We start from the raw sequence: 19,615 nt of genomic DNA, 5'->3' as shown, positions 1-19,615 counted from the left end.
TGGCGGCGCGAACGCCGCGCGGTTAGGATGCTCGTTCACGAATTAGCCGGCTGATCCTTAATGAGCGAGTACGCCAATGAGCCAGTACGCCCAGGTATCCGGCCAGCTAGCCGAACCGCCCTCCGGGACGCAGCCCTCCGGGATGCGACCCGAGTCCTCGATCCTGTCTGCCGGCCAGCCTGGTCCGGAGTCCGAACCGGCGCACGGCATGGCGCCTGATCCGGCGCCCGCTCCCGACACCGTGGAGGCGGCATCCGGTGGATTGCTTTCAGGATCGCCTCCGGAATCGCGCTGGCGCGTCCTGTTGGTCGATGACGAGGCGACGCAGCGGCTCATCATGGCGCGGCTGCTGCGCCGCGCGGGCTACGAGGTGGAAATGGCCGCGGACGGCAGGCAGGCGCTGGCGATGCTCGAATCCGGCGATTTCCAGCTGATGATCACCGATTGGGAGATGCCCGAGATGGATGGCGTGGCGCTATGCAGCGCACTGCGGTCCTTGCGGCGGCAACCCTACATCTACACGGTGCTGCTGACCGCCCGTGATTCTATCGAGAATGTCGTGACCGGCCTGAGTTCCGGCGCCGACGATTATCTCACCAAGCCGGTTGTCGAGGCAGAGCTGATGGCTCGTCTGAATACCGGCAAGCGCATCGTCACCCTGGAGCGTTCGTTGCGCTTGGTCAATGAGGAAAACCGTCAGCTGTCCGTGACCGACCCGTTGACGGGAGTGCACAATCGCAGGCATCTCATGGAACAGCTGCCACGCGCAATCGAGCATGCCGCTCGTTATCACCGTCCGCTGGCAGCGATCATGTGCGATGTGGACCACTTCAAAAACATCAACGATACGTACGGTCATCAGTGCGGCGATGAAGTGCTCAAGGCCGTTGCGCAGCGGCTGCGCAGCGGTATACGGGCCGTCGATTGGCTGATTCGCTACGGCGGAGAAGAATTCGTCGTCGTACTGACGGAGACCAACATATCCGGAGCGGCGGTGGCGGCGGAAAATTTGCGCGAGCGGCTGGCCGCCGAGCCCTTCGTGTCTTCCTGCGGAAAGCTGGCGGTGACCGCTAGCTTCGGGGTATCGGGCTGGCATGGCGAGGTGTCGTCTGATGCATCGCTCGACGGGCTGATGGCCCATTGTGACATGGCCGTATACGACAGCAAGAACAGTGGACGCAATCGGGTCAGCGTCGCACCACTGGATTGAACCGCACTGCGCGGCCGCTCCGTTATGCGGCCGCCGCTTGCCGGCCGCGTCTCGATGAAGCCGACCTGCGCAATCCGGCCTGCGCAATCCGGCCTGAGTAATTCGGCCTGAGCAGCTCGGCCTGATTAACGGTCGGTCAGCCGGCTTTCTGTTGCTGACCGGTGATTTTCGGCCCAGCAGTCTGGGCGCGCAGAAAGGCAGCGGCGCGCGCGAATTCCGTGGCCAACGCATCGATCAGTTCCTTCAACCGAGGCTGGTCCAGTCCTTGCGCCTGGGCTTCCAAGGTATAGGCCAGGTCGCGCAGACGTTCGGCATGCACATTCGCACCGGCGCCCTTGAACTTGTGCGCGGCACGGGTGAGGCCGGAGCGGTCGAAGGACTGGAATGCCGTCTGGATTTCCTGAAGAATTTGTCCGCCGCTGGAGATGAACGTCGATGTCAATTCGTGAGCGAACTCGGGATCGTCCTGGACGATCTCATTGAAGCGGGCCAGGTTCACCGGTGTCGCACCGGTCGCCGGCACCTCATCGATCGGCGCCATGCCGGCGGCATGTCCGCCCAGTCCGAAGCGCTCGAGCGTCTCGTGCAGTCGTGCGATTTCCAACGGTTTGGTGAGAAATCCGTCCATGCCCGCCGCCAGACAGCGTTCCAGCTGTCCCGACATGGCGTTGGCCGTCAGCGCAACGATCGGTGTCCGGGTGCCGCCGCCCTCCAGTTTCCGGATGTGGACCGTGGCGGTGAGTCCGTCCATGACCGGCATCTGCAAATCCATCAGCACGATATCGTATTTGGTCTCGCGCCAGGCTCGAAGCGCTTCGGCGCCATTGTCGGCGACACGCACCTTGCAGCCCATGCGCTCCAGGTAACGCACCGAAACTTTCTGATTGACGGCGTTATCTTCCACCAGCAGGACGCTGCAGCCGTAGCGGCGTCGTGACTCGCTGCTTGCCAGCGATCCGCGGGTGATGATGGGCTGGCTTTGCATATGCCATTCGCGCGAGTCGCGTGCCAACACCCGGTCCAGACAGGCCAGCAGCTCGCGCGGCCGCACCGGCTTGGTGAGATAGGCGGCGAAGCCGAGCGACGCGAAGCGCTGCATGTCGCCGTGCCGGTCCATGGAGGTGAGCATGACGATGCGGGCGCTGGAAAGATCAGGATCGGTATTGATGCGCTCGCCCAGGGTGGCGCCATCCATGTTTTGCATGTGGTGGTCGGCAAGCACGACATCGAACGGCTGCGCGTCGGCTGCAGCCTGGTGAAGGATGCTGAGCGCTTCGATTCCCGATGCCGCCAGGCTGACTTCATATCCCGCATGCATCAGTTGGCCGGCGATGACGCGCCGGTTGGTCTCGTTGTCGTCGATGACCAGGACACGCCGGCCGACGCGGTTCATATCGAGCACGAGATGCTGCCCGGTCGCCTCCGTCGGCTGCAGCGGCAGTTCGAACCAGAAAGTCGAACCCTTGCCGACTTTGCTTCGAGCGCCGATCTTGCCGCCCATCATTTCCACCAGACGCCGTACGATCGACAAGCCCAGACCGGTACCGCCGAAATGCCGCGTCGTGGAAGAATCCGCCTGGACGAACGGCTGAAATAGCTTGGCCAGGGTGTTTTCCGAGATGCCGATGCCGGTATCGCAAACTTCGAATCGGGCGAGTACCCCGGTGTCGTTACGGCCCACACGGCTGACCTCGATCACGATTTCGCCCTGATGAGTGAATTTGATCGCGTTGCCGACCATATTGAGCAGGCATTGACGCAGACGGTGCGGATCGCCGATGACCCGATTCGGGACGTCCGGATGCACATGAACGATGAGTTCGAGATTCTTGGCCGCCGCCTGGAAGGCCATGATCGTGGCCACGTCCTCCACGTTGCTGCGCAGGTCAAGATCGATGGCTTCGATATCGAGTTTCCCAGCCTCGATCTTGGAGAAATCCAGGATGTCGTTGATGATGTTGAGCAGCGAGTCGGCGCTGGAGCGGATGGTATCGGCATAGTCGCGCTGCATGCGGTCGAGGCCGGTTTCCAGCAGCAGCCCCGTCATGCCGATGATGCCGTTCATGGGCGTGCGGATCTCGTGACTTACGTTGGCGAGAAATTCGCTCTTCGCCCGATTCGCCGCTTCCGCCTGCTCGGTCGCGCTCAACAAGGCCTCGCGTGCGGTGCGCGCCTCGGTGACGTCCTGAAGCGATCCGGACAGGCGCAGGGGTTCGCCGTGCGCATTGCGCTCGGCCGTGGCGCGGGCACGATACCAACGGTAATCTCCCGGCTTGGTGCGCAGACGAACTTCGATGTCGTATGCACAGCCCTCTTCGTAGTGCGCCCGAGTCGCGGATACCACCGTGGCGGCATCGCCGGGATGTAAAAACAGCTGTAGGAAGTTGCTGTCGCTGGGCAGTTCGTCCTGGCCGTATCCCAGCAGTTCACCGATTCGCGGCGAGCACCACGCAGTGCCGTTCGCCTCCAATTCCCACAACCCGTCCTGGGTGCCGTTGATGGCGCGCTCGAAACGCTGTTGTGCGAGTTTCAACGCATCTTCGGCGAGTTTTTGCTCATGGATGTCCTGGATCGATCCGGAAATCGACAAGGCGCGGCCGCTGTCGTCGCGCTCGGCCATGCCGTGCCGGCGGAACCAGCGATAATCGCCGTTCTTCATGCGCAGGCGCAGGTCGTGTCTGAACGGCGTTCCATTGCGGACGTGGGCCAGGCTGACCTTGTGCGCGGATTGTCGATCGTCGGGGTGAACCGTTTCCCGGAAACCCTCGAAGCTGCACGGCAATTCACCGTTTTCATAACCCAGCAGCGCGTGATAGCTGGACGAAAACCAGACCGTGCCGCACTGTAGATTGGACTCCCAGTGACCTTCCAAGGAGGACAGCGAGGCGCGCTCCAGCCGCCGCTCGGCACTACGCAGCCGCTCGGCCTGCTGGCGCAGCCGTTCCGCGGCCGAGATTTCCTCGGTGATGTTCCAGGCCACGCCATAGAGGCGGCGGACCCGGCTGTGCTGATCGAATACCACGCGTGCATGCGAGCGGATATACGAGATCCTGCCGTCGGCACCCAGGCAACGATAACGGCAGGAATAGCAATTACGGCCGGCCTTGAGCGCCTCGCCCAGGGCATCGGTGAACACGTTGCGATCGTCCGGGTGTATCAAGGTGAAGAACCGGTCGATACCAAGAAATTCCTCGGCGTCGCTGTCGGCCGGGTCGATACCGTGCAGGCTCAGGATGGCCTGCGGATCCCCAAGTATGAAACGCTCTCCATCGATGTCGTATTCCCAGGGCACGATGCCGGCTGCTTCGGTGGCGATGTTCAGCCGGTCGAACAGGGCGCGTTCCTGCTCGGCCTGGCGTTGCAGCAGGTCGGCGGCTTGCACCTCGTTGGTGATGTCCTGGGTGGCGCCCACCAGCCGCACCGGCGTGCCCTGACTGTCCAGCACGACATGTGCATAGGTCTGCATGTGGCGAATCATGCCGGCGCGCTCCAGGCGAAAGCGGCTCGAGAGGATTCGCTCACCGGCGGCCAGGGCTTTGGCGACGTCCCGCAGCAGGAGGCCGTAATCCTCGGGATGCAAATATTGCGCGAGTGCCTCGCTGTACTGGCTCAGGGGCAGTTCCTCGAGGCCGAAGACCCGGATGGGATTGCCGACCCAAAGGAATCGGCCGCTGGGCAGTTCTGCTTCCCAGACGGACAAGCCGGCTGCTTGGATGGCGATGTTCAGGCGATCCAGCGGCGATTGCGGCTGGATCATCTGGTCATCCGCAGCAGCGCGAAGAGGGGGCGGTGATTGCGGCGTCTGGCTTTCCGGTCCGTCCCGCGCGCCGGCCCGTCCGGATGCCCGGCGCACAAACGTACTCTTGAGCAGCCACAGCGCCGCCGCGCCGGTGCAGGCGGCGATGAAGTGCGTCACTGCGCTTTGCACGATCATGCCGGGTGCACCCCGGCTGATAGAATGCCGGACGCATGCCCGCGCACAGTGTTGACGAACCGGTTCGTCGAGGAGTTCCGATGCGCATACTGAAGATTGCCGTCTATGTCGCCGCCGGTCTGGCCGCCTTGATCGTCGTGGCGATGTTGCTGATCGTGCTGCTGGTGGATCCGAACCATTATCGGAACGATATCGAGCGATTGGCCGAACGCCAGTTGGGGCGCCCGCTGTCTCTCGACGGCGAGCTGAAATTGTCTGTTTTCCCCTGGCTGGCCTTGCAGACCGGGCACGCCAGCATCGGGGAAGCGCCGGGATTCGGCGAGGAGCCGTTTGTTTCGATTCGGGAGGCACGCGTCAGTGCGAAACTGCTGCCCCTGTTGCGCGGCCGGTTCGAGGTGGGTGCGGTACGGCTCGCCGGCGCCCGGATCCGGCTGCTTACGGATGCCCAGGGACGCAACAACTGGGACGATCTGGTTGCGCGCCAGGCGTCGGGACAGTCCGTCGCTGCGGCAAGCGACGGCGCTGCGCCGCCGCCGATCATCATTGCAGGGCTGGAGATCCGGGATGCGGCGCTGTTGATCGAGAATCGCCGGGAGGGCACGCGCAGGGCCGTGCGTGACTTCAATCTGAAGACCGGACGACTGCAATCCGGCGAGCCGTTCGATTTCACGGCAGGCTTCGTCCTGGAGCAGGAAGCGTCGTTTTCGATCAAAGTGCATGTTGTGACCCATATTACGGCCGACCTGGAGCGCAATGTTTACCGGTTGGCCGAACCCGAGATCGACGTCACATTGTCAGGTCCGGAATATCCTCGCGAGGGACTGCCATTCCAGGTACGCGCCGGCGTTCTTGAGGCGGATATCGGCCGGAAGCGTTACCAACTTGATGGCTTGAGCGTGGCCACGCGCTGGAAAGGTGACGGATTCCCGTCCGCGGGCGTGCCGATCGCCCTCCAGGCCAAGGTTTCGGACCTGGATCTGGCCGCCCAGACCCTGGAGTTGACGGATGTGGACCTGAACGTCGCGGGAGCGCAGTTGGGGGGCAGGCTGCACGGCGCCGGCATCCTGGATGCCCCGCGGATCTCCGGGCCCTTGACGCTGGCGCCGATCTCCCCACGAGAGTGGCTGCCGAGACTCGGCATCGAATTGCCGCTGACCCGGGATCCGGAGGTGTTCAAGCACCTGAGCTTTTCCAGTCAGGTCACGCTCGATAAGTCCTCGGCGCAATTCACCGACATGGTGATGCAATTGGACGACACGACGGCAAAGGGAATGCTGGGCGTGGCCGACTTCGACACTATGGCGCTGCGCTTCGATCTCGATGTCGATCGTCTCGACGCGGATCGCTATCTGGCGCCGCCGCAGGAAGGTGCCGGCGGACCACGGGACGAGACGCCCATGCCGTTGCCGCTCGAGGCCTTGCGCAAGCTCGATGCGCGTGGCCAGTTGCGGGTGCAGGAGGCGGTCTTCGCCGGCATTCGGTTCACTCAACTCCGGCTGGGTGTGAATGCTCGTGACGGCAAAGTGAGATTCCATCCCGCGGAAGCGTCGATGTATGGCGGCCGTTACAACGGCGATATCGGTATCGATGCGGCTGGAAAGGAGGCCCAAGTCACGCTCGATGAGCACGTCAGCGGCGTGGACTTCGCGCCGCTGTTCAAGGATTTTTTTGACTCGGAGCGGGTCTCCGGCAAGGGCAGCGCGAATATCAAGGCGTCCGGCAGGGGCCGGACCAGCGACGATATCGTGAGGACGCTGAACGGTTCGCTCGATTTTTCGGTAACCGACGGCGCTTTGGAGGGCGCCGACCTGTGGTACGAGATCCGGCGCGCCCGTGCGTTGCTGAAACAGGAGACCGTTCCGGCACGCAGCGGGCCGGCGCGTACGCCGTTTACCGCGGCGACCGGTTCGGGCGTGATTCGCGGGGGCGTGCTGTCGAACGATGATTTGCGGGTCGCGATGCAGTATTTGCAGGTGTCCGGCCAAGGGACGATGGATATCCCTGCCGAAACGCTCGATTACCGTCTCTTGGCCACCGTCATGAAAATTCCGCGCGAAAGCGCGCTGGGCGAGGAAATGCAGGAGGTGATCGATGCCGAGATTCCGGTCACGGTGACCGGTCCGTTCGCCGACCTGAAAGTGCGCCCCGATGTGGAGGGTTACCTGAAGGGCAGGGTGAAAGAGCGCGTCGAGCAGGAGAAACAAAAAGTCGAGGAAAAAATCAGGGAAAAGCTCGGCGACAAGCTGCAGGATCTCTTCAAGCGATGACGCGGGCGGCGCTTCCCGCCGAAGCGGCCGAACGGATCGTCTTCATCGGCAAACATCTATTGCGCTGGTTCGAGATCGCCGGCCGTAAGCACTTGCCATGGCAGCATCGGCCGAGCGCCTATCGGGTCTGGATCTCGGAAGTCATGCTGCAGCAGACTCAGGTCGCGACGGTCATACCCTACTACGAGCGCTTCATGGCGCGGTTTCCCGACGTGCAATCACTGGCGGCGGCGGAGATCGACGAGGTGCTGCACTTGTGGACCGGGTTGGGCTACTACGCGCGAGCGCGCAATCTGCATCGTGCCGCGCAACGTATCGTGGCGGAACACCGCGGACGTTTTCCCGAGACGCTCCAGGCGGTGCAATCGCTCCCGGGTATCGGCCGGTCCACGGCGGGCGCGATCCTGGCATTGTCCGCCTCGAAGCGGCACGCCATTCTCGACGGCAATGTCAAACGGGTGCTGTGCCGCTATTTCGGGATAGAGGGTTTTCCCGGCGAGAGCGACATCGAGCGTCACTTATGGAGGCTCGCCGAGGCTTGCACGCCCGTGCGCGGCGTGGCCCGCTATACCCAGGCAATCATGGATCTGGGCGCGACGGTATGCGTGCGTACACGTCCGGATTGCGCGGCCTGTCCATTGCACCTGCTTTGCGTGGCGCGTATCGAGGCACGCCAGTCGGTCCTGCCGACGCCGCGACCGAAAAAGCCGCGGCCGCGGCGGCGTGCGTATGCACTGATCCTGCAGCGCCGGGATGGGGCGGTGCTGCTGGAGCGCCGCCCGCCAAGCGGATTGTGGGGTGGATTGTGGACGTTCCCGCAGTTCGACACGCGTCGCGCCGCCGCACAATGGGCCGCGAACGCGGGGCCGGTCACGAACAACGTGCTGCACTTGCGCGCCCTGGCGCCCTATGCGCATGCTTTCACGCATTTCGATCTGAGTCTGCGGCCTTTGCTGATTCGGGTGGGTGAGCGCCCTGGCGTCGCCGATCTCGATCGCTATCGCTGGTACCATGCACACCGGCCCGCGAAGATCGGCCTGGCCAAGCCGGTCATCGATCTGCTTGCGGCACTGCCGTAACGGGCCGTGCTTCTGGTATTCTTGGCACATGGCGAGGATGGTCAAATGCGTGCTGCTGGGCGGCGAAGCCGAAGGGCTGGAGCGAGCGCCCTATCCCGGCGAGCTGGGTCAGCGCATCCATGAGAATGTTTCCAAGGAAGCCTGGCAGCGCTGGATCAAGCATCAGACGATGCTGCTCAACGAATATCGCCTGACGCCCATCGACCCAGAAGCACGCAAGTTCCTGGTCGAGGAAATGGAGAAATTCTTTTTCGGTGAAGGCTCGCAGCGGCCACAGCAATTCGTGGATCCCGATTCGCCGTCGTCCTCCCAGAACTGACCGATCTCCGCGATTGAACAACAGCGCCGACGATGGTCTGATGCAGGTGTCCGGTGCCGCGCGGCGGTCCGGCGCACAGGGTTGCCGCGCGGCTGACGCTGCCCGTCTGCCATGATCGCGCTGCTGGAGGCTGGGCGCGCCGGGCTGCTGAGACGCGAACACTGGGCGCGCAACATCGTTGCCGGCGTGGTCGTCGGCGTCGTGGCGCTGCCGCTGGCGATGGCATTCGCGATCGCATCCGGCGCGAAGCCGCAGCAGGGCATCTATACGGCCATTGTCGCCGGCCTGCTGGTTACGGCCCTGGGAGGCAGCCGGGTACAGATCGCCGGGCCCACCGGTGCGTTTATCATCATCCTCGCGGGCATTACCGCCGAGCATGGCATCGACGGCTTGCAGATCGCGACTTTGCTGGCGGGCGTGATGCTGCTGCTGCTGGGCCTGTCGCGCATGGGCGCGATCATCAAGTTCATTCCCGACCCGGTGATTCTCGGATTTACATCGGGTATCGCGGTCATCATCTTCGTGGGGCAATGGAAGGATTTCTTCGGCTTGCCGGCGGTGAGCGGGCAGCATTTCCACGAGAAACTCCCGGAGCTGCTGCTGTCGTTGCCGGAGCTGCATCCGGCGACCACCGCCCTGGGAGTGATGGCCCTGCTGCTGGTGATCTATACGCCGCGCATCCCCAGGGTGCGGCGCCTGCCCGGACCCCTGGTGGGTTTGATCGCAGCGACCTTGGTGCAGGCGGTATTCGATTTTTCCGGGGTGGCGACGATCGGCACGGCATTCGGCGGCATCCCTTCGGGCCTGCCGTCCTTCCAGGTGCCGGAGGTGACCGCCGGGCGGGTGATCGAGTTGATCGGCCCCGCTTTCGCGATCGCCATGCTGGGCGCGATCGAGTCGCTGTTATCCGCGGTCGTGGCGGACGGCATGGCGGGGACACGCCATGATTCGAACCAGGAGCTGATAGGACAGGGCATCGCCAACATCGTCGCGCCGCTGTTCGGTGGATTCGCGGCGACAGGCGCGATCGCCCGCACCGCAACCAATATTCGCAACGGCGGCAATTCTCCCATTGCTGGTATCGTGCATTGCCTGACCTTGGTGCTGATCGTATTGCTATTGGCGCCGTTGGCCGTGCATGTGCCGCTGGCCGCGCTGGCCGCGATCCTGTTCGTCATCGCCTGGAACATGGGCGAGGCCCGGCATTTCCTCAAGATGGTACGCCGCGCGCCGCTCGCAGATGTGCTCATTCTGCTGGTCACCTTTATTCTGACCGTGTTCGTCGATCTGGTCGTCGCGGTCAATATCGGCGTGATCCTGGCGACGCTGCATTTCCTGCGGCGTATGGCGGCCAGCGTGGAGGTGGAGCTCCAGAGCGGGCCGCAGTTGGAAGATGAACTCAGGCTGCGTGGCCTGACCCTGCCGCCGAATGTGCTGGTCTACCGGGTCGAAGGACCGTTCTTTTTCGGTGCGGTGGAGAATTTCGAGCGGGCCCTGGCCAGCACCCACACCGATCCGAAGGTCTTGATCATCCGGCTGCGATGGGTGCCGTTCATGGACATCACGGGTCTGCAGACGCTCGAGGAAGTCGTTCGGGATTTCCAGCGCCGCAAGGTGCGGGTGATGATGACAGGCGCAAGCGAGCGCGTGCGAGTGAAGTTGGATAAGGCGGGGCTCATCGATCTGCTTGGCCGGGAGAACTTCTGCGAAGACCTGCCGACCGCTTTGTGGATTCTGGCTGCGTCATCTGCACAGGACCAGGCGCTGCAAGGCGGCGATTGAGACGGCGAACCTGGTCGGGGCGAGTATTCTCGAAAGGTACTCTCGGACAGCCTCTCTTGTGCAAGATGCTTGCATGTGGACGACAATTCGGCTAAGTGCTTATTCCGATGGGTCCACACTACAATGGCGCCGACGTCCAGTCCGGAGGGTCGAGCAGTGCAGACAGTCGATGACAGCTCAGCCGGAACCTCACAGAGGGTTGCACAAATACCTTCGTCACGACAGCCGCCGTCGACGCCAGCCGTCGTGACGAACGCGCAGCTGGCGCGTATATCCGGGCACGAACCGCGGCGTGCCGATGGCGAGCCGCCGAACGATCCGCACGGCGCCGGATCCGGCCAGGGGCGATCGGTACCGGCGCGAATCCTGCGCAGCCTGCTGCATGCCTTTGGCGATCCCCGCGTCGACGTCGTGTTGTGGAATGGCGAACGGATCCTGTCGCCGGACAAGACGCCGGTGGCGACTTTGCGTATTGCCGACAGCCGCACGCTCCTGCGTCTGTGTACAGACCCGGACATTCAATTCGGGGAAGCCTACAGCGATGGGCGCATCCAGGTCGACGGTGATTTCGAGCAAATGCTCGAGGAGTTCTATCGGGGCGCGGATGCCAGCGGTTCCGTCGCCATGGCGCGCCGGGTGGTGCATCGGCTGCACCGCAAGCGCGCCAATACGCTGCAGGGTTCGCGTGCGAACATTCATCACCACTACGACATCGGCAACGAGTTTTATTCATTGTGGCTGGGATCCACGATGGCCTATACCTGTGCCTACTATCCGACGCCCCAGGCCAGCCTCGATGAAGCGCAGCTCGCGAAGATGGACCACGTTTGCCGCAAACTGCGGCTACAGCCCGGGCAGCATGTCGTGGAGGCCGGGTGCGGATGGGGTGCTCTGGCGCTGCATATGGCGCAGCATTACGGTGTGCGGGTCACGGCTTTCAATATTTCGCGCGAACAGATTGCGTATGCGCGCCGGCGGGCTCAGGCGGCCGGTATCGGCGATCGTGTACGCTATGTCGAAGAGGACTATCGCAATATCGAAGGCAGCTACGATGCATTCGTGTCCGTAGGCATGCTGGAACATGTGGGCATCGAGAATTATCCGGCGCTGGGCGAGCTGATCAATCGCTGCCTGAAGCCTGATGGGCTGGGATTGATTCATAGCATCGGCCGCAACCGCTGGAAGCCGATGAATCGCTGGATCGACCGGCGCATATTTCCGGGGGCCAATCCTCCTTCCCTGAAACAGATGATGGATCTCTTCGAGGGTTGCCGGTTCTCGGTGCTGGATGTCGAAAATCTGCGGCTGCACTATGCGTGCACCCTGCGCCATTGGCATGCGCTGTACGAGCAATCGAAGGATCGTGTGGCGCAGATGTTCGACGAGCGTTTTGTGAGAATGTGGCGTCTGTACTTGCTGGGGTCGATCGCTGCGTTCACGACCGGGGAGATGCAGCTGTTCCAGGTGGTGTTTTCGCCGGGCAGGAACAATCAGATCCCCTGGACGCGCGATGACCTGTATCAACCCCGGTCGTCCGCCGTACCCGTCGTGGAAACACGGGAAGAGCGATGATCAATTGTGATGTATTGATCGTCGGCGGCGGTCCGGCGGGATCGAGCTGCGCCCGCGCGCTGCGTCGAGCAGGACTGCAGACCGTGGTTCTCGATAAGGCCAGCTTTCCGCGTGACAAGGTCTGCGCCGGATGGATCACGCCGCAGGTCGTCGAGGTGCTGCAGATCGACCTTCGCGACTACGCAAGTGGACGGGTGTTGCAGCCGATTACAGCCTTCACGGCAGGCTTGGGTGAACATGCCGCCCGTACCGTGCGCTACGGCGGCATTGTGAGCTATGGTATCCGCCGTTGCGAGTTCGATCATTATCTTCTGGCGCGCAGCGGTGCGCAGCTGTGTCTGGGCGAGACCTGGAAAGACATGCGGCGCCAGGATGGCCGATGGTTGGTCAACGGGCATATCAGCACCGCTCTGGTGATCGGTGCCGGCGGCCACTTTTGTCCTGTGGCGCGTTTTCTGGGGGCGCAACTCGGCAAGGATGAGCGGGCCATCGCCGCCCAGGAAGCCGAATTCGTGATGAGCGCCGCCCAGGCGGCACGCTGCGGTGTTTCCGCCGAGCAGCCCGAGCTGTATTTCAGCGAGGATCTGCAAGGTTACGGCTGGTGTTTCCGTAAGGGCAATTATCTGAATGTGGGTCTGGGGCGCGAGGGCAATCATCGGCTTGCCGAGCGCGTGCAGGATTTCTGGAGCAGGCTGCAGTCACAGGGGAAGGTGCCGCAAGACGCATCGGCGCATTTCAAGGGACATGCCTATTTGCTGTATTCGCACGCGCGGCGTCCCGTGCTGGCCGACGGCGTCATGCTCATCGGCGATGCGGCGGGTCTGGCATATCCCCAGAGCGGAGAGGGCATCCGTCCGGCGGTCGAATCAGGGTTGCTGGCTGCAGGGGTGATCGCCGCTGCCGCCGGCGATTATCGTCGTGAGCGCCTTGCCGGGTACGAAGACAGGCTGCGGGAGCGCTTCGGTCCACGCGGCGGCGGCACGCTCTCGAAAGGTATTCCCTCAGGCCTGCGCCTGTCGCTGGCGCGCCATTTGCTGCAGACCCGGTGGTTCACGCGGCGTGTATTGCTGGACCGCTGGTTTTTGCATGCCCATCAGGCGGCTCTGCGCGTTTGAGCCGGACGTCCGCTGCGGCGTGACGATGCCCTGCATATGGGAAGAAGATCAATACACTGGGAGTCCGCCGACAAACCACATGCGGACTCCAATTGACGGCGGCCCGCGAATTCACTCGCGGGCCGCCGTGGGTTGGTACCGCTCCGGCCGCTTGGGTCCTGGATCGGTTTTAGTCTTGTCCGGATACGATGCAGGTGTAGGTTAGGTCTGAATCCACGGTAAAGTGGCCGCTTTCGCAACTCATGCCTGTATCCAGCCAGTTACCGGCAGGATTCGCTCCTAGTAGAGCATCCATATCGTCCGTCATGGGTACCTCGGCTATAAATTTCTGTAATACCCCCTTGTTGTGGGCGCCGTAGTAACTGGTGCCGAGCCGAGTTACAAGGCCGGCAAAGCCGGCGTTACCCAATAGCGCGCTTGCAGCGTTCAATCCTGCAGTATAGTCGCCATCCGCCTGTTCGCAGGCCTCTACTGCTTTTCCCGTTACCATGTCGATGATGGCGACGCCGGCCTTGACGATCACCTCGGCGGTCACCGCCGGGAAGGGCCGACTGCTCAAAGGAGTAGCCTCTATAAAGTCATTGATCTGATCGATAGAATCCTGCGCAGCGTCGATCACGGCTGGATTTACCGCGGTTTGAACGGCTTCGATCATAGTCGAGAGGATCTGTTGAACGGCGCCATTGCTGGTGTCGTTTTCCGTCTCCAGACCGCTGGCGAGGAGTTCAGCTGCGGACATGTTGCTGAGTGTGCTCGATAGACCAACCAGCCGCAGAAAACCATATGTGCTGAGAGCGCCCTGGATGCGCGCAAACTGTGCGTCGTCGACCTCGCCGGAGAGTTCGGCAATGTCTGTCATGGGGTCGGCAGAGATATCTTGTGCCGAAATTTCGGCGAGCCCGGCTGCTTGCAGTAATTCGACGATGTCGGCATCGGTCAAAGCGCTGTCGTGATCTACCCCATTCCCACTCACCGTGGCTGAGTTTGCACGCAGGGTGGTCATCGGAGAGATCACGACATCATCGGCATCGGTGTTTACCAGCGCAGACATAGTCAACATGAAGTCGGTGCCGTTGTGGATACCGAGCCCTGCATCGGAATCGGCGACCAGCATGGCGTTCTCGGGTATCGGTCCTTCGAGTTCGAAGCTGATCTTGCCTGTGCTGTCGGAGGCATTCGAGCGCGGATCATCCGGCTTGCAGCTTCCAGTGTCGGTCAGGCAAAACACCGCGCCTTCGATATAGGGGTCCACAACTGTGGCGGAGAGGCTGGTGAGGCCGCCGCCACCGCCACCGCCGCCACCACCACCACCGTCACCGCCGCCACCACCGCCGCCACTGCCGCCACTGCCGCCGCCGCCACCGCCGCCGCATCCGCTCACGGCAAGAGCAGTCGCGAAGATTGCTGTTGAAAGCAATTTTTTTGAATGATCGCTCATGTCAGTTCCTTCTTATTGTAGAGTTTGGATGTATTTGACGCCTTCCTTGTGATATCAACTAAATATCTGTAAAACCGAAGAAGGCGTATGTATCGGTCTTTTGTATCTATTAGTTGTTGGTTTTTTAACAGCGAACTTATTGCGCCTTTGGCTCTGCCGTTGTAAGAGCGCGAGTGTTCGTGTTCAACGCTGGTTATAACGGCTTGGCCAAAAGGATCTTTAGAAAATATCGCTTCATCGCGATCGAGCCGGCGCGGCTGTACACCAGAAGAAAATATTCCGCTGCTGAATCGACGTTCATGGCATCTGCTACACGGATTCTGTGTTACTGCATCGATGCATCGTCACGACTCGTTTTCGACGTGCCGATCGATACCTGAGCTTTTTCGGTCCAGCGCTATTTCCCTAATGATGTTTCATCGTTTTGCCTACTAAACGATCCTGTTCGCACGCCGATAGGTTTTGTGACAGTGAAAAGATAAACAACCGCCCCCCGAGTGAAATTTCGGGAGCCCAGGCAACCGATGCTGCTGCTGCGCGAGGGACGAATGGCTGAGCGTATTCGAGATACCGAGAACGTGTTGCACATAGACGGCGAGATGACCATCTATCGCGCACATGAACTCCTGCAGGAGTTTTCCGTGGCCGTTCGCGGTTGTCCAGCCGGCGCGGGCCTGGGTGCCGATCTGTCAAGAGTCACCGAATTCGATACTGCGGGCCTGCAGATTCTGCTATTGGCGCGTCGTATGGCGCGCGCCGACGGTGGATATTTTTCGGTATTCGATCCGAGCGAATGCGTCAAAGACGTGCTGATGTTGTGCAATGTAACCGACATGATCACCAAGGCGCCTGCAGCGGAGTCGAAGCAGTGAGCATTGATTCGGCACTGCCGACCTTCATTGCAGAAAGCAGGGATTTGCTGCGGGAGATGGAAGCCGATCTGCTCGCCTGTGAACACGGTGAGGCAAACGCCGAGATCGTCAACGCCATCTTCCGGGCTGCACACACCATCAAGGGTTCTTCAGGATTGTTCGGCCTGGATCCGATCGTCGAATTCACGCATGTCGTGGAGGGCGTACTCGATCGCATCCGCGACCGTACACTCGATCTGACCCGGGAATTGACGGCGGTGCTGCTCGAATGCCGCGATCATCTCCAGGCGCTGGTCGATTCGGTCGCCGACGGCCACGAGGCAAGCGACCCTCAACTTACCGCGGCAGGCGTCCGTTTGCTGGAGCGGTTGACCGGGACGAGTGGAGACGTCAGCCCTGCGCCTGCAGGTGCTGCAGGACCGGCGTCCGCTGTCTTGACCCCAACCAGGCAGTCCGAATTCCTGCGGGCCGAATCCAGCTCCGCAACCGGCGATTCCTGGTGTGCGTCGACCGACTCCTGGCACATTTCCATCCGTTTTCGTGCCGATGTGCTCAAAAACGGCATGGATCCACTGTCATTCATCCGCTACTTGACGACGATGGGCTCCATCACGGGATTACAGATCGTCGAGGAGGCGCTGCCGGCTGTAGATCACTTCGATCCGGAAACATGCTATCTAGGGTATGAGATCGGGTTCAAGACCGATGCCGGCAAGCAGCGTATCGAGGCGGCGTTCGAGTTCGTGCGGGAAGATTGCGATCTGCGCATTTTGCCGCCGCGTTCGCGGGTCGCGGAATACGTATCTCTTATCCGGGACTTGCCGGAGGCCGACGACCGGCTCGGGGAACTGTTGGTCGCCTGCGGTACGCTGACAAGCCAGGAGCTCGACCGCAGCCTCGACATGCAGGAATCGCTTGTGGCGAGCCATCCTGCGCAGGCGCAGCCGCTGGGCGAGTTGCTGGTGCGCAATCAGCTCGTCCAGCCCGCCGTGATCACGGCTGCGCTGGACAGGCAGCGGGAAGCCAGGGCATCAGCTGAAACAAAAGGCCGCGACGGTTCACTGCGCGTGGATGGCGACAAGCTCGATCAGCTGATCGATCTCATCGGCGAGCTGGTCACGGCCGGTGCGGCAACCAGCATGGCGGCGCGGCAGGCCGGCTTCTCGGATCTCAACGAATCGACGATGCGTCTGGCACGCCTCGTCGAGGAAGTGCGGGATCAGGCGCTCAAGCTGCGCATGGTGGAGATCGGACCGACGTTCTCGCGCTTCCGGCGCATCGTTCGCGACGTGGCGCGCGAGGCCGGCAAGGAGATCCGACTCGAAGTCAAAGGCGGCGATACGGAACTCGATAAAACGCTGATAGAGAGTATCACCGATCCCCTGACGCACCTCGTTCGCAATGCCATCGATCACGGGATCGAGCCAGCCGAGGTCCGCCGTGCGCAAGGCAAGGAACCGGAAGGCATACTGCAACTGAACGCCTATCACGAAGCCGGATCCGTCGTCATCGAAGTCGCCGACGACGGCAACGGTCTGAGCCGCGAGCGTATCGCCCGCAAGGCAATCGAACGCGGTCTGATCAGCGATGCCGGCACGCTTACCGATGCGCAGGTTCACGCGCTGATTTTCGAGCCTGGGTTCTCCACGGCCGAGCGGATTACCAACTTGTCGGGCCGCGGCGTCGGCATGGACGTGGTGAAACGCAATGTTACCGCCCTGCGCGGCTCCGTGGAGATCCAAAGCCGCGAGGGCCGAGGTACCTTGATCAAGGTTCGCCTGCCGCTGACCCTTGCCATCATCGACGGATTCCTGGTCGGCGTCGGCCGCTCATCCTTCGTCATTACACTCGATGCGGTGGAGGAGTGCGTCGAACTTGCCAGGGAAGAAAGCGAAGCTGCTCACGGTCAGCGCTACATCAATCTGCGCGGTTCGGTTCTTCCCTTCATCCGGCTGCGTGATCTGTTGGGCGTAAAGGCCGCACCGCCCAAGCGGGAAAGTATCGTTGTCGTTCGCCACGGCGGTTTGCGCGCCGGTGTCGTCGTCGACGAACTGCTGGGCGAGCAGCAGGCGGTCATCAAGCCGCTGTCGAAGATTTTCAGCCGACTGCAATGCGTCAGCGGCTCGACCATTCTGGGCGGCGGTGAAGTCGCCCTCATCCTCGACATCGGCGGGCTGGTCGAGCGTTGTCTTGCGCCGACCGCAGGGGCGCCAGAAACGAATACAGCCGACGTCATGTCCGTTGCCCATGCCACCTCAATTTCCAAGGAAATCTCCGGAGTCGTTCCATGTTAAAGAATATGAAAGTCGGCATGCGTTTGAGCATTGCCTTCGGGTTGGTGCTGATCCTGCTGGCATCGGTTTCGATACTGTCGCTGATGCGTCTCAACGAGATCAAGGCGGGAACCGATCAGATCGTGAACGATCGGTATCCGAAGATCGCCGCGCTCAGTCAACTCACCAGAAATCAGAATCTCATCGGGATTGCGATTCGCGACGTCTTGATGACACCCGACGTAACGCAGGCCAAGCGATACATGGATGTTATTTCGTCGTTGCGCGAACAAAACAGCAAATTATACGATCAATTGGATAGGGTCGTCGTAGACCCGGAAGATATTCAGCAGCTCAGCACCGTCAAGGCGGCGCGCAGCACCTATCAGGGCGAAGCGACGCTCGTTCTGGATACGGCGATGGCGGGTCGGCGCGAGGCCGCTACCGATTTGCTGCATACGAAGTTGCGCCCCATGCTGGATGCCTATACGGCTTCGTTGAGCAGCCTCGCGGAGATGCAGGCTCAGCGTATGGAGATGGACGGCATGAGCGCCGAAGCCGTCTATGTTGAATCCCGCCAGATCGTCATCGTATTGTCCATTGCCGCTGCCCTGTTTGCATTGTTGGCAGCCATCTGGGTAACCCGGTCCATCACGGCGCCGCTGAGCGAGGCTGCACAGGCAGCGAAGCGAATGGCTGACGGTGATTTGACGGTGCGTGTGCAGAGCACATCGAAGGATGAGCCGGGAATATTGCTCGCAGCGATGGGCGCGATGATCGAGAAGCTGTCCCATGTGATCGGTGAGGTGCGTTCCGCGGCGGATAATTTGTCGTCCGCCAGTGAAGAAGTATCGGCTACCGCGGAGTCGCTGTCGCAGGCAACCACCGAACAGTCTTCAAGCGTGGAGGAGACCTCTGCCTCCGTCGAACAGATGACGGCTTCGATCGGACAGAACACCGAAAATGCCAAGGTCACAGACCAGATGGCGACCAAGGCGGCGGCCGAAGCAACCGAAGGCGGTACGGCTGTGGAACAGACTGTCGAGGCGATGAAGCAGATTGCCCATAAGATCTCCATCATCGATGACATCGCCTATCAGACCAATCTGCTGGCACTCAACGCGGCAATCGAAGCAGCGCGTGCCGGTGAGCATGGCAAGGGTTTCGCGGTGGTCGCCGCCGAAGTGCGCAAACTCGCAGAGCGCTCACAGGTTGCAGCCCAGGAGATCGGTGAAGTCGCGACTTCCTCGGTTCAACTCGCCGAAAAAGCCGGCAAGCTTCTTGGCGACATGGTGCCGTCCATCAAGAAGACCGCGGAATTGGTGCAGGAAATAACTGCGGCAAGCCAGGAGCAGTCCTCGGGCGTGGGCCAGATCAACAGCGCGATGAACCAATTGTCGCAGCTGACGCAGCAGAATGCCTCTTCGAGCGAGGAGCTTGCCGCGACCGCAGAGGAGATGAGCAGCCAGGCGCAACAGTTGCAGACCTCCATGAGCTTTTTCAGAGTGGGTAACCTATCTGCGGCGCAACAGGCCACTCCGGCCGCAGCCTATGAGTTCCAGGCGGAGCGTACCGAGAACGCACCGAAGCCGCGCGCCCGCGCCACGGCGCATCTGCAGCATCTGGCTGCCGCGGCAACGCCTGCCGCGGCATATGGTAAGCCGAACGGCAAGTTAAACGGCAGGGTTAACGGGCATCACAACGGGCATTATGTTGGCGATACCGATGCGGCCGAGCACTTCGTGCGCTTCTAG

13 protein-coding genes are annotated in these 19,615 nt (G+C 61.8%); 11 read left to right on the top strand and 2 right to left on the bottom strand.

Features of this window, described 5'->3' with window-relative positions; genetic code table 11:
• Positions 1-76 precede the first annotated feature (76 nt).
• Positions 77-1,210: a diguanylate cyclase gene (locus ACG33_RS12880; RefSeq protein ID WP_083536917.1), complete on the top strand. Its 1,134-nt coding sequence runs from the start codon at positions 77-79 to the stop codon at positions 1,208-1,210.
• 136 nt (positions 1,211-1,346) lie between these two features.
• Here ACG33_RS12880 and ACG33_RS12875 read toward each other — a convergent pair whose 3' ends face one another.
• Positions 1,347-5,144, bottom strand: a complete 3,798-nt coding sequence (locus tag ACG33_RS12875) for a hybrid sensor histidine kinase/response regulator (protein WP_066921778.1) — start codon at positions 5,142-5,144, stop codon at positions 1,347-1,349.
• A gap of 80 nt (positions 5,145-5,224) precedes the next feature.
• Here ACG33_RS12875 and ACG33_RS12870 point away from each other — a divergent pair, with 80 nt between their 5' ends.
• From ACG33_RS12870 to ACG33_RS12845, 6 genes are all read left to right on the top strand, one after another.
• Positions 5,225-7,411: an AsmA family protein gene (locus tag ACG33_RS12870; protein ID WP_066921777.1), complete on the top strand. Its 2,187-nt coding sequence runs from the start codon at positions 5,225-5,227 to the stop codon at positions 7,409-7,411.
• Positions 7,408-8,490 carry an A/G-specific adenine glycosylase gene (gene mutY, locus ACG33_RS12865; protein ID WP_066921775.1) on the top strand — a complete coding sequence of 361 codons (1,083 nt, stop codon included), beginning with the start codon at positions 7,408-7,410 and terminating at the stop codon, positions 8,488-8,490. Before ACG33_RS12870 ends, mutY begins: the two co-directional genes overlap by 4 nt.
• A gap of 28 nt (positions 8,491-8,518) precedes the next feature.
• A complete protein-coding gene (locus ACG33_RS12860; RefSeq protein ID WP_066921774.1) occupies positions 8,519-8,809 on the top strand; it encodes an oxidative damage protection protein in 291 nt (96 codons plus the stop codon).
• 111 nt (positions 8,810-8,920) lie between these two features.
• A complete protein-coding gene (locus ACG33_RS12855) occupies positions 8,921-10,591 on the top strand; it encodes a SulP family inorganic anion transporter (RefSeq protein ID WP_066921772.1) in 1,671 nt (556 codons plus the stop codon).
• Between the two features lie 246 nt (positions 10,592-10,837).
• Positions 10,838-12,163 (top strand): SAM-dependent methyltransferase, encoded by a 1,326-nt coding sequence (locus tag ACG33_RS12850; protein WP_210399072.1) that lies wholly within the window; start codon positions 10,838-10,840, stop codon positions 12,161-12,163.
• Positions 12,160-13,278 carry an NAD(P)/FAD-dependent oxidoreductase gene (locus ACG33_RS12845; RefSeq protein WP_066921770.1) on the top strand — a complete coding sequence of 373 codons (1,119 nt, stop codon included), beginning with the start codon at positions 12,160-12,162 and terminating at the stop codon, positions 13,276-13,278. The genes ACG33_RS12850 and ACG33_RS12845 overlap by 4 nt, the downstream gene beginning before the upstream one ends.
• 169 nt (positions 13,279-13,447) lie before the next feature.
• Here the strand turns inward: ACG33_RS12845 and ACG33_RS12840 are convergent, their stop codons facing one another.
• Positions 13,448-14,716 carry a hypothetical protein gene (locus ACG33_RS12840; RefSeq protein ID WP_066921768.1) on the bottom strand — a complete coding sequence of 423 codons (1,269 nt, stop codon included), beginning with the start codon at positions 14,714-14,716 and terminating at the stop codon, positions 13,448-13,450.
• Positions 14,717-14,889: 173 nt separating this feature from the next.
• Here ACG33_RS12840 and ACG33_RS16580 point away from each other — a divergent pair, with 173 nt between their 5' ends.
• The 4 genes from ACG33_RS16580 (at position 14,890) to ACG33_RS12825 (ending at position 19,615) form a co-directional block, all read left to right on the top strand.
• Positions 14,890-15,096 (top strand): hypothetical protein, encoded by a 207-nt coding sequence (locus ACG33_RS16580; protein ID WP_210399071.1) that lies wholly within the window; start codon positions 14,890-14,892, stop codon positions 15,094-15,096.
• 144 nt (positions 15,097-15,240) lie between these two features.
• Positions 15,241-15,588, top strand: coding sequence for an STAS domain-containing protein (locus ACG33_RS12835; RefSeq protein ID WP_066921766.1), 348 nt, complete (start codon positions 15,241-15,243; stop codon positions 15,586-15,588).
• The gene (locus tag ACG33_RS12830; RefSeq protein ID WP_083536910.1) at positions 15,585-17,882 is read left to right on the top strand and encodes a chemotaxis protein CheA; all 2,298 of its coding nucleotides are present in this window, start codon (positions 15,585-15,587) and stop codon (positions 17,880-17,882) included. The genes ACG33_RS12835 and ACG33_RS12830 overlap by 4 nt, the downstream gene beginning before the upstream one ends.
• The gene (locus tag ACG33_RS12825) at positions 17,876-19,615 is read left to right on the top strand and encodes a methyl-accepting chemotaxis protein (RefSeq protein WP_083536908.1); all 1,740 of its coding nucleotides are present in this window, start codon (positions 17,876-17,878) and stop codon (positions 19,613-19,615) included. Before ACG33_RS12830 ends, ACG33_RS12825 begins: the two co-directional genes overlap by 7 nt.

The organism is Steroidobacter denitrificans (genome assembly GCF_001579945.1).
GTDB classification, from domain to species: domain Bacteria; phylum Pseudomonadota; class Gammaproteobacteria; order Steroidobacterales; family Steroidobacteraceae; genus Steroidobacter; species Steroidobacter denitrificans.
This window is presented reverse-complemented; position numbering and strand designations above follow the sequence as displayed.